The organism is Nocardia carnea, from assembly GCF_029869215.1.
Classification (GTDB): domain Bacteria; phylum Actinomycetota; class Actinomycetes; order Mycobacteriales; family Mycobacteriaceae; genus Nocardia; species Nocardia carnea_B.
Genome location: NZ_JARWPM010000451.1, coordinates 1 through 10,693 on the forward strand (window position 1 = coordinate 1; position 10,693 = coordinate 10,693).

Annotated in this window: 11 protein-coding genes; 5 read left to right on the top strand and 6 right to left on the bottom strand. The window is 68.9% G+C overall.

Features of this window, described 5'->3' with window-relative positions; all coding sequences use genetic code 11:
- Positions 1-142: 142 nt before the first annotated feature.
- From QH276_RS34400 to QH276_RS34415, 4 genes are all read right to left on the bottom strand, one after another.
- The gene (locus QH276_RS34400) at positions 143-769 is read right to left on the bottom strand and encodes a TetR family transcriptional regulator (RefSeq protein WP_280396496.1); all 627 of its coding nucleotides are present in this window, start codon (positions 767-769) and stop codon (positions 143-145) included.
- A gap of 137 nt (positions 770-906) precedes the next feature.
- Positions 907-1,089, bottom strand: a complete 183-nt coding sequence (locus QH276_RS34405) for a helix-turn-helix domain-containing protein (protein ID WP_280396495.1) — start codon at positions 1,087-1,089, stop codon at positions 907-909.
- Between the two features lie 72 nt (positions 1,090-1,161).
- Positions 1,162-2,118 (bottom strand): electron transfer flavoprotein subunit alpha/FixB family protein, encoded by a 957-nt coding sequence (locus QH276_RS34410; RefSeq protein ID WP_280397908.1) that lies wholly within the window; start codon positions 2,116-2,118, stop codon positions 1,162-1,164.
- A 38-nt stretch (positions 2,119-2,156) separates the two neighbouring features.
- Complete coding sequence (locus tag QH276_RS34415) at positions 2,157-2,942, bottom strand: electron transfer flavoprotein subunit beta/FixA family protein (protein WP_280397907.1); 786 nt, start codon at positions 2,940-2,942, stop codon at positions 2,157-2,159.
- 195 nt (positions 2,943-3,137) lie between these two features.
- On the opposite strand from QH276_RS34415, the gene QH276_RS34420 reads away from it, so the two are divergent.
- Genes QH276_RS34420 through QH276_RS34430 form a run of 3 tightly spaced genes read left to right on the top strand, consistent with a single transcriptional unit; the run spans position 3,138 to position 6,720 of the window.
- On the top strand, positions 3,138-3,923 hold the full coding sequence (locus QH276_RS34420; RefSeq protein WP_280397906.1) for a class I SAM-dependent methyltransferase: 786 nt from the start codon (positions 3,138-3,140) through the stop codon (positions 3,921-3,923).
- Positions 3,920-5,461, top strand: coding sequence for a glycoside hydrolase family 57 protein (locus tag QH276_RS34425; protein WP_280397905.1), 1,542 nt, complete (start codon positions 3,920-3,922; stop codon positions 5,459-5,461). The genes QH276_RS34420 and QH276_RS34425 overlap by 4 nt, the downstream gene beginning before the upstream one ends.
- Positions 5,458-6,720, top strand: a complete 1,263-nt coding sequence (locus tag QH276_RS34430; protein ID WP_280397904.1) for a glycosyltransferase family 4 protein — start codon at positions 5,458-5,460, stop codon at positions 6,718-6,720. Before QH276_RS34425 ends, QH276_RS34430 begins: the two co-directional genes overlap by 4 nt.
- 521 nt (positions 6,721-7,241) lie before the next feature.
- Here QH276_RS34430 and QH276_RS34435 read toward each other — a convergent pair.
- The gene (locus tag QH276_RS34435) at positions 7,242-8,552 is read right to left on the bottom strand and encodes a PQQ-binding-like beta-propeller repeat protein (protein WP_280397903.1); all 1,311 of its coding nucleotides are present in this window, start codon (positions 8,550-8,552) and stop codon (positions 7,242-7,244) included.
- Positions 8,553-8,695: 143 nt separating this feature from the next.
- Here QH276_RS34435 and QH276_RS34440 point away from each other — a divergent pair, with 143 nt between their 5' ends.
- The gene (locus QH276_RS34440; RefSeq protein WP_280397902.1) at positions 8,696-9,445 is read left to right on the top strand and encodes an acyltransferase; all 750 of its coding nucleotides are present in this window, start codon (positions 8,696-8,698) and stop codon (positions 9,443-9,445) included.
- Between the two features lie 135 nt (positions 9,446-9,580).
- Here QH276_RS34440 and QH276_RS34445 read toward each other — a convergent pair whose 3' ends face one another.
- Positions 9,581-10,135, bottom strand: coding sequence for a DUF1697 domain-containing protein (locus tag QH276_RS34445; RefSeq protein ID WP_280397901.1), 555 nt, complete (start codon positions 10,133-10,135; stop codon positions 9,581-9,583).
- Positions 10,136-10,306: 171 nt separating this feature from the next.
- Here QH276_RS34445 and QH276_RS34450 point away from each other — a divergent pair, with 171 nt between their 5' ends.
- On the top strand, positions 10,307-10,525 hold the full coding sequence (locus tag QH276_RS34450; RefSeq protein ID WP_280397900.1) for a hypothetical protein: 219 nt from the start codon (positions 10,307-10,309) through the stop codon (positions 10,523-10,525).
- The last annotated feature ends 168 nt before the right edge of the window (positions 10,526-10,693 follow it).

Consider the following 10,693-nt stretch of genomic DNA (forward strand, 5'->3'; position numbering starts at 1 on the left):
TCCGTCGCCCATACCAACCCCCCCCCCCCCCCGACACCGTCATCGGGGGGACCGGGGGCCGCCCCCCGCCGCCCGGCCCGGGGGGCGGCCCGCTTCGGGGGGCGGGCCGCTGCCCGGCGCCGGACAGCGATCCGGACGCCGGTCAATCCGGCGCGGGTACGGATTCCGGCCAGTCCACGAGCAGCAGATCGCACAGATCGCGGAGGTCGGACTCGGCGTCGGCGATCGCTATACGGCCGTTCAGGCAGGACTGGATGATGCCGAACACGGCATGGATCAGCAACCGCAGGCGCGCGGCGTCCTGCTCGGTCAGCCGTTCGATACCGGCAGCGGTGCAGAGCAACTGCCGGAAATCCCGGTCGACCCGCGCCGTATCCGGTACGGCGGAAACCCTTGCCGTACTGTTCGACTGGATCATCGCCGCCGACAGCAGTGGCCGGCGCAGCAGGACCCGGACCACCTGCACCAACGCCTCGTGTACCGCGTCTTTCGGATCGGACCCCGGACGTGGCGTGCGCGCGAACTTCTCCCGCATCCGGTCGATCTGGTCGAGCATCACCGCCACGAACAGATGTGTTTTCGACGGGAAATAGCGGTACAGCGTGGCGACCGCGACCCCCGCCGATTTCGCCACCTCACCCATCTGCACCCGCTCGAGCTCGTGCACGCTCGCGAGTTCGGCGGCGGCGGCGAGTATCCGCCCGACCCTGGCCCGCTGCTCGAGGGAACTCGGTGCCGCCGCGTCGCGCACTTCGGCGATTCTCGGCATCGCACTCCTCTCCTCGTCCGGCACGCGCAGCGCACTGCCATGCTGCCGGGTTCACACCCGCACACAGCATCCTGGTACCGCCCGAAATCCGCACCCGCACTCCCGACCAGTGAGAACGCGGCCCGCAACGCCTGAACTCAGGCCGCGTCCAGCTTCTCGAACCGGGCGACGAAGCGCAGTTCCAGGGCGTACGCCAACCGCTCCAGCATGCCGATCGTCGGGGTTGCGCCGCCGGATTCGAGACGCGAGACATCCGGCTGACGCAGCCTCGCACGCTCGGCCACCTCGCTCTGGGTCAGCGACGCACCGTCGCTCGGCACACGACTGTGCCCCGGCGGGGAACCCGGCCGGGGCACAGTCAGGACCTTCGGCGGACGGTGTCCGCGCCCGGCTCAGCCCTTGTGCTTCTTGACCTCTTCGGTCAGCTGCGGGGCGACGTTGAACAGGTCGCCGACGATGCCGTAATCGGCGATCTCGAAGATCGGCGCCTCTTCGTCCTTGTTGACCGCGACGATGGTCTTCGAGGTCTGCATACCGGCCCGGTGCTGGATGGCGCCCGAGATACCGAGGGCGACGTAGAGCTGCGGGGAGACCGTCTTACCGGTCTGACCCACCTGGAACTGACCCGGGTAGTAGCCGGAGTCGACCGCGGCGCGCGAGGCACCGACGGCCGCGCCGAGCGAATCGGCCAAGGCCTCGACCACGGAGAAGTTGTCGGCCGAACCGACACCGCGGCCACCGGAGACGACGATATTCGCCTCGGTGAGTTCCGGCCGGTCACCGGCGACCACCGGCTCACGGCTGGTGACCTTGACGACGCCCTCTTCCTGCGCGGGCACCTCGACGGTGACCTTCTCGCCGGCACCGGCCGAGGCGGTGGCCTCGATCGAACCGGGACGCACGGAGATCACCGGGACATCGCCGGTGGCCTTGGCATCGACGGTGAAGGCGCCACCGAAGATGCTGTGGACGGCCGAGCCGTCGGCGTTGACGCCGATGACATCCACCAGCAGGCCGGAGCCGATGCGGGCGGCCAGCCGGCCGGAGACCTCTTTACCCTCGGCGCTCGCGGCGACCAGGACGGCCGCCGGGGCGGCGGATTCGACCAGACCGGCCAGGACGTCGACCTTGGGGGTGACGAGGTAGTTCTCCACATCGTCGGATTCGGCGATGTAGATCTTGGCGGCGCCGGCCGCGGCCAGCGCGTCGGACAGTTTGTCGGCGGTGCCGGGGGCGCCGAGCACGACGGCCGACGGCTCACCGAGGGTGGCGGCGGCGCTCAGCAGTTCGGTGGTCACCTTCTTGACCGCACCGTCGGCGTGCTCGACGAGCACAAGTACTTCTGCCATTTGTCTCTTCTCCTAGAAGTTGCTGCGGGTGCGGGGACTCAGATGATCTTCTGGCCGACCAGGTACTGGGCGATCTTGGTGCCGCCGTCGCCCTCGTCGGTGATCTTCTCGCCCGCGGTGCGCGGCGGCTTCGGGGTGGAGGCGGTGACCTTGCTGCCCGCGTTCTCCACGCCCACGGTCGACGGGTCGATGCCCAGGTCTTCCAGGGTGAAGGTCTGCACTTCCTTCTTCTTGGCGGCCATGATGCCCTTGAAGGAGGGGAAGCGCGGTTCGTTGATCTTCTCGGTGACGCTGACGATGGCCGGCAGCGTCGCCTCCAGTTTGAACACGCCTTCGTCGGTCTCCCGCTCGCCGGTGATGGTGTCGCCGTCGACGGTGAGCTTGCGCAGATGCGTGAGCTGCGGAATGCCCAGGTACTCGGCGATGATCGCCGGGACGGCACCGGAGCGGCCGTCGGTGGCCTCGTTACCCGCGATCACCAGTTCGACGCCCTCGACCTGGCCCAGCGCACCGGCCAGGACCCACGCGGTCTGGACGGTATCGGAGCCGTGGATGGCCGGGTCGTTGATGTGGATGGCCTTGTCGGCGCCCATGGACAGCGCCTTGCGGATGGCCTCGGTCGCGCGATCGGGTCCGGCCGCCAGCACGGTGACCTCTCCGCCCTGCGCCTCCTTGATCAGGAGGGCTTCTTCGACAGCGCGCTCGTTGATCTCGTCGAGCACCGCGTCGGCGGCTTCACGGTCGAGGGTGAAGTCACCGTCGGTCAGCTTGCGCTCGGACCAGGTATCGGGCACCTGCTTGATGAGTACGACGATATTCGGCATCGGTCTTCGTCGACCTCCTGTTCTGGTTACCTGTATTGGCGGTCGCACGATCTCCAGCGGCCGTACGTCCATGTGAGTAGCTCAGGCCGAGACATTACCCTACGTTAAGTTACTCGTGGGTAACTTAACGGCGCAAGGGTTCGGAGGGCCTCCCTGCGGACCCGTGTACCGGGCAGTACCAGTAACCTCGTCGCAATGAGTGAGGCTGTGATTCCCGCCGCACCGGCTACCCCCGACGTACTGGAGCCGCTGCCGTTGACCGGTGAGCGGACGGTGCCGGGTATCGCGGAGGAGAACTACTGGTTCCGGCGGCACGAGATCGTCTACGACCGGCTGCTGTCGCGCTGCGCGCGGAAAGTGGTACTCGAAGCGGGGTCCGGGGAAGGCTACGGCGCGAATATGATCGCCGACGTCGCCACCGCGGTGATCGGACTGGATTACGACCGCGGCGCGGCGGCGCATGTGCGCGCGCGATACCCCCGGGTCCGGATGATCCGCGGCAATCTCGCCGCGCTCCCACTACCCACCGACGCGGTGGACACCGTGGTGAATTTCCAAGTGATCGAACATCTTTGGGACCAGGTGCAGTTCCTGCGGGAATGCCTGCGCGTGCTGCGGCCGGGCGGCGAACTGCTCATCAGCACCCCCAACCGGATCACCTTCTCCCCCGGCCGCGACACCCCGCTCAACCCCTTCCACACCCGCGAACTGAACGCCGCCGAACTCACCGAACTGCTCGCGGAGGCCGGTTTCCGGGTCGAGCTGATGACCGGCGTGCACCACGGCCCGCGCCTGCGCGCGCTGGACGAAAAGCACGGCGGCTCTTTCATCGACGCACAGATCGAACGGGCGCTGGCCGGGGAACCCTGGCCGGCCGAACTCACCGCCGATGTCGCGGGTATCGCCGTGGACGATTTCGCGCTGACCCCCGACGATATCGACGCCAGCCTCGACCTGGTGGCGCGAGCGGTAAAGCCGTGAGCGGCAACAACTCCCACAACGCCGTACCGGGACAGTTCACGCTGGTCCTGCACTCGCACCTGCCCTGGCTGGCCCATCACGGCCGCTGGCCGGTCGGCGAGGAATGGCTCTACCAATCGTGGGCGGCGTCGTACCTGCCGGTCGTCGAGGTGTTGCGCACCCTCGCCGCGGAAGGCCGCTCGCATCTGCTGACGCTCGGGATAACCCCTGTTCTCGCAGCGCAACTCGACGATCCGCACTCGCTGGCCGGTATGCATCACTGGCTGGGCAATTGGCAGTTGCGCGCCGACGAGGCCGCGATGGCCGGTAACCGCACGCTGGGCCGTCACGAACATCGTCTCGCCGCCGCGGCCCTGGCCGAATTCGAGCAGAACTGGCGGCACGGGGCGGCGCCGGTCTGGCGGGAACTGCTCGACGCGCAGGTCATCGAACTGCTCGGCGGACCGCTGGCGCACCCGTTCCAGCCGCTGCTCGACGAGCGGCTGCGCGACTTCCAGCTGCGTGAGGGTCTCACCGACGCGCGGCTGCGCTGGGGGCATACGCCGTCCGGGATCTGGGCACCCGAATGCGGGTTCACGCCCGGGATGGAGGACGGATACGCCGCCGCCGGTGTGACGCATTTCATGGTCGACGGGCCCGCACTGCGCGGGGATACCTCGCTCGGCCGCCCGGTTCACGACTCCCCCGTGGTCGCCTTCGGACGCGATCTCACGGTGAGCTACCGGGTGTGGTCACCGAAATCGGGCTACCCAGGTAACGGCGCGTACCGGGACTTCCATCACTACGACCACGCCACCGGACTGAAACCGGCGCGGGTCACCGGGAAGACCGTCGCCGGCCCGGACAAGGCGCCGTACGACCCCGAATTGGCCGCGGCGCAGGTCGAACGGGATGTGGCCGATTTCGTGGCGACCGTGCGCGAACGGCTCATCGGCGAATCCGAGCGGATCGGGCGGCCGGCGCTGGTGGTCGCGGCCTTCGATACCGAGCTGTACGGGCACTGGTGGCACGAGGGCCCGCAATGGCTGGCACAGGTGCTGCGCGCGCTGCCGGAAGCCGGGATCACGGTCGGCACTCTCGCCGACGCCCGGGAGCGCGGGTTCACCGGGGAGCCGGTGCCGCTCGCCGATTCGTCGTGGGGCTCGGGTAAGGACTGGCGGGTCTGGGCCGGCGATCAGGTACGCGACCTGGTGGAACTGAACGACGATATCGTCCGGCTCGCCCTCGATACCACCGCGAAGATGCGCGCCGCGGCGCCCACCGGCCGCGATCCTGTCGCCGATCAGCTGCTGCGCGAGGCCATCCTCACGGTGTCCAGCGATTGGGCGTTCATGGTCAGCAAGGATTCCGCCGCCGGTTATGCGCGCGATCGCGCCCATCAGCACGCGCATGCCGTCCGGGAAATCGCGGGCGCCGTCGGGGCGGGCCAGTTCGCCCGGGCGCGGGAACTGGCGGCGGGATGGGCTGTCGCCGACGGCGTGTTCGGAGCCCTGGACGCGCGTAGGCTACGCGTCACCCCAGCAGAAGGACCGCGATGAAGATCTTGATGGTGTCGTGGGAGTACCCACCGGTGGTCGTCGGGGGCCTGGGCAGGCATGTCCACCACCTCGCGACCTCGCTGGCGGCGGCCGGGCACGAAGTGGTGGTGCTCGCGCGGCGGCCCACCGGCACCAGCCCCGCCACCCATCCCACACATTCGTTCGTCGCCGAGGGTGTGCTGGTGGTGGCGGTCGCCGAGGATCCGCCGGTTTTCGATTTCGGCGAGGATATGCTCGCCTGGACCCTGGCCATGGGGCATGCCATGGTGCGTGCGGGGGTCGCACTGGACAAACCCGGCATCGGCGAGGGCTGGACCCCCGATGTCGTGCACGCGCACGACTGGCTGGTGGCGCATCCGGCGATCGCGCTGGCCGAGTACTACGACGTCCCGCTCGTCTCGACCATCCACGCCACCGAGGCCGGCCGGCACAGCGGCTGGGTCGCGGGCCGGGTGAACCGGCAGGTGCATTCGGTCGAATGGTGGCTGGCCAACGAATCGGACGCGCTCATCACCTGTTCGGCGTCCATGCAGGACGAGGTGGAACGGCTCTACCGGCCCGACCGGGTGCCGGTGCATGTGATCCGCAACGGGATCGATGTGGGCGCCTGGGCATTCCGGGAACGCCCACCGCGCAGCGGGCCGCCGCGGCTGCTGTATGTGGGACGGCTCGAATACGAGAAGGGGATCCAGGACGCGATCGCCGCGCTGCCCCGGATCCGGCGCGCCCATCCCGGCACCACACTCACCATCGCCGGCGTCGGGACCCAGTTCGAATGGTTACGCGAACGGGCCCGCACACACCGGGTGGCGCGCGCGGTGCATTTCGCGGGGCAACTGGATCACGCCGAACTGCTGGGCTGGCTGCACGGGGCCGATGCCATCGTGCTGCCCAGCCGCTACGAGCCGTTCGGAATCGTCGCCCTGGAAGCGGCCGCGGCCGGGACTCCGCTGGTCACCTCGACGGCGGGCGGCCTGGGTGAGGCCGTGATCGACGGGGTCACCGGCGCCTCGTTCGAACCCGCGGACGTCAACGGCCTGGTGGACGCGGTCGTCGCGGTGCTCGACGATCCGGCGGCCGCGCAGCAGCGCGCCCGCGCCGCCCGCGACCGGCTCACCGAAGATTTCGCCTGGGATGTGGTGGCCGCGGAAACCGCCGGGGTCTACACGGGCGCCAAACGCCGGGTCCGTACCCCGCTCGGCCGCCCCGAGATCGACCGCCGCCCACTCCCCGAACGGGACCCCGGCCAGCCGCTGTGAGCTGAACCCGGCCCGCCCCGGCCGCCGGGCACAGTCCCGATTCGGCGGAGCTGATACTCCACATGCACGCCCGAGAACGTTGTGCGCACCTGCGCGCATGCCTGCCCGTGACAACGTCGGGCCGCGCCGCGGTCGCCCCGTGCCGGCCACTGCCGGTCTCCTGCTCCCGGCTGCGATCGCCGACGCTCTACCGCAGGTCGGAGCCGATATCGGTACCTCAGTGGAATTCGATGCCGGAGCCGACCGCCGGCGCGACCGTAGCGTGGAAGGTAACGCCGACCCACAGTGTCTCCCGGAACCGGCACTCCGGAGCGGGCGGTTCCACCGCGCGGGGGTCCGGGCCGCCGGCCGGACGCCGCCGACAGCGTACTGATCATGCGCCTGCGTGCTCTTATCGAGCACCCCGATACCGGGGTCGGCGAGCGGGCGACGGCCCAGCGCATGACGGATCGGCTGCCGGCCCGCAGCGGCGACGCGCCGAGTATGAGCCCCGAGACACACACCGGCGGTGAGTCTCCGGATCAGGCTTTCTCGCGGAAGGTGAAGATCTCGCCGATCCGGGTGGCGACTACGACCTCGCCCTTGGCGCCGACCGCGGTGCCGGTGGTGGTGCCCTGGGCGCCGGGCAGGACGTCGGAGTCGAGGGTGTTGCCGGTGGCGGTGTCGAAGGTGATCAGGTTCAGGCCCTCGCCGATGGCGGCGGTGACGTAGCCGGTCCCGCCGGCTGTCTGCACCGGGGCACCGCGCAGGGCGAGATCCTTACGCGCCCAGACCCTTTCGTAGCTGGAACCGGTATCGCGCAGCGCCATCAGGTAGCCGTCGTCACCGGCCGGGATGATCAGCCCGTCGTCGGATACCGAGATACCGCGGCGCGGCTCCCAGTCCAGGTGGGCTTCCCATTTCGGTTTACCGGTGGCGGTATCGACGGCCAGCAGGCGTTTGCTGTTGTCTCCGACGTAGAGCGTGGCACCGTCGGCGGAGAGGGCGGGATCGGTCGCGCTGCCACCGGCCAGGATCGGGCTGCTCCACTCCTGCCGGACCTTGCCGTCGGCGTAGCGCAGGGCCACCAGGGCGGCATCGGGTTCGCCGGGTTTGCGCACGGTCGCGTAGATGCGGCCGGTGTCGACCTCCATCGCGGCGATGGTGGCGACCGCGCAGTCCGGGCCGCCGGTGCGGCAGTCTTCGAGACCCTCCCCCGGGGCGGGCCAGTCCAGGCTGGGGTTCTGCAGGAAATCGGGCCGCGGCAGCAACTGCTGCGTGGGGACCATGCGTTTGCCGGTCTGCCGGTCCAGCACATCCACCTGACCCGACTGCGTGATCACCAGCAGATGACCGTCGCCGGTGAACTGCATCCCGATCGGCACCCCGGCCACCGGAGTCCGCCAGCGCGGCTGACCCAGCTGGTTATCCGATTCCACCGCACTGTCCAGCCCCACATACACGTTGGTGGCGCCGTCGAGCAGCGTGGGCGAATAGATCGAATGCGGGCCCAGCGGATTGCAGAACCGTTTCCGGCCCGTGCGCATCTGATAGGAGAAGATCTCGCAGTTCGCATCGGTGCGGGTGGTGACGAAGATCTGCCCCTCCGAACCCACCGTCACCGGCTGGACGATCGGCCCGCCGACCGGGCGCGACCACCGCAGGCTCAGGTCCCGGGAACCGGTGACCTGGGTATTACCACTGTTGCGGGCCTCGTGCCCGGCCGCGGGCCAGCCGAGCCCCCGGCCGACCGTGATGTCGTCCACATCGGTTCCGCAGGCGGTGAGCACCCCCACCGCCGCGACCACCACCGCGAGCCAGGACACGGTCCGCACGCCGCCGCCGATACGCACCTGCTGGTCTCCTCCGCTGTCCTGTCTCCCCGGGCAATGTGTGAGATTAACGGAAGGGTATAGGCCGGGGCCGGAGAGCACGAAAGTAGGCTGTCCAGCGGTAGTGGCCACGGGGGAATACCCAGAGAAACAGGAGAGACGTCGTGACGAGCATGTGGGGCGCACCGTTGCGCACACGCTGGCAGGGCTCCCGGCGCCGGGACCCGCGACAAGCCCGTTTCCTCACCCGCGATTCGCTGCGCTGGGTGCTGGCCAACCGCGCCTACACGCCGTGGTACCTGGTGCGCTACTACCGGTTGCTGAAATTCCGGCTGGCCAACCCGCACGTCATCCTGCGCGGCATGGTGTTCCTGGGCAAACGCGTCGAAATCCACGCCACCCCCGGGCTGGGCCGGCTGGAGATCGGGCGCTGGGTCCATATCGGCGACGGTAACGCCATCCGCTGCCACGAAGGGTCGCTGCGCATCGGCGACAAAGTGGTTTTCGGTAAGGACAACGTGGTCAACACCTACCTCGATATCGAGATCGGGGAATCCACACTGGTCGCGGACTGGTGCTATATCACCGACTTCGACCACCGGATGGACGACATCACCATGCCGATCAAGGACCAGGGCATCGTGAAGAGCCCGGTGCGGATCGGACCGGATACCTGGATCGCGGCCAAGGTCACCGTACTGCGGGAGACCCGGGTCGGGCGGGGGTGCGTCCTGGGTGCGCACGCGGTGGTGAAGGGTGAGATCCCCGATTACAGCATCGCGGTGGGCGCGCCGGCCCGGGTGGTGAAGAACCGGAAGTCGACCTGGGAAGCCGGCGCCGCCGAACGCGCCGCCCGGGAAGCCGCGCTCGCCGATATCGAACGGAAGAAGAACGGGGTCACGCAGGACGCATGAGCCGGCCGGCTCGGGCGGGCCCGGTCACCCTGCCTGAGCGCCACTCGGCTGACCGAGTGAGCGGAGTGGCGGGGTGCTCTCGTGCCCCGGCCGCCACGACACCGATCGGCCCTGCGGCAGGGTGGCCGTGAGGGCCTACTTCAGCGATTCCATTTTCTTCACCACGCGCTGCACCGTGAGCCAGGTACGGGTGGTGATGTCCTTGCCGTAGCTGCGTTCCAGCCAGGCCATGAAGTTCGGCGTTTTCGGGGAGGAATTGTCGATGATCGACAGGAACGCCCGGGACTGTTCGTCGTACCCGAGGATCTTCGTCGTCGAGGGGTCCGTCCCTTCCGGTGGTAATCCGGCGCGGGGATGCTCCGGATCCTTGAAGAAGGTGACCGTCAGATAGGTCTCGCGGCCATGGGTGTACCCGGCGAACGGGTCACGGTCCAGCAGGGCGCGCAGTTCGGTGTGATCGCGGATGATGGTGCCGCCCGGAATTCCGAGTTCGGCATTCAACGCCTCCTGGATACGGTCCTCCAGTTCGGCGCCCGCGGTTTCCTCGGTCGCGAAGACGATATTGCCGCTGGCCAGCACCGACGCGACCGATTCGAATCCGAGGCCGGTGAATACGCCACGCAACTTCTCGTTGCTCATGTTCGGATTGCTGGGCATGATGCCGCGTAGCAGGGCCGCGTACCTGGTCATGAACAGAAAATACCCCCGCACCCCGACACGCCGGCGGCACATATTCCGGCCCGGTGGATCGTGGCGCCGCCCGCGAAACCACGGGCAGGGCAACTGGGGGCTGTACGCGGGCGCCTCGCACCTACTACCTTCCCCACTGATCGGTACCGCCCGATCGGGAAGGAAGTAATCATGCGTCGTGCACTCCGGGCCGGCCTCCTCGTATCGGCCCTGCTGACGGCTCCGCTCGCCGGCGCGGCCACCGCCTCGGCCATCCCGCTCGAACCGCAATCGGCACCGGCTGCTGTCCAGGCGCCCGGGTTCGCCCCCATCTGCACCATGCAGTATCCGCCGACACTCCAGTGCTGGCTGGCGAGCATGTCGGCCTCGCTGTCGGGCATCCGGTACTAGGGGACGGCTCGCGCATTCTCGTTTCACATATCGGTTTTGCGCCCCGCCCAACAGCATCGGCGATCATGCCTAGGATGGCCGTACTGATCGATATCTTCGAGCGGGTGGGGGGGGGCGGGGGGGGCCGGCCCCGGGGCCCGCGCCCCGGCGCGCGCAGCTGTTTAAGGT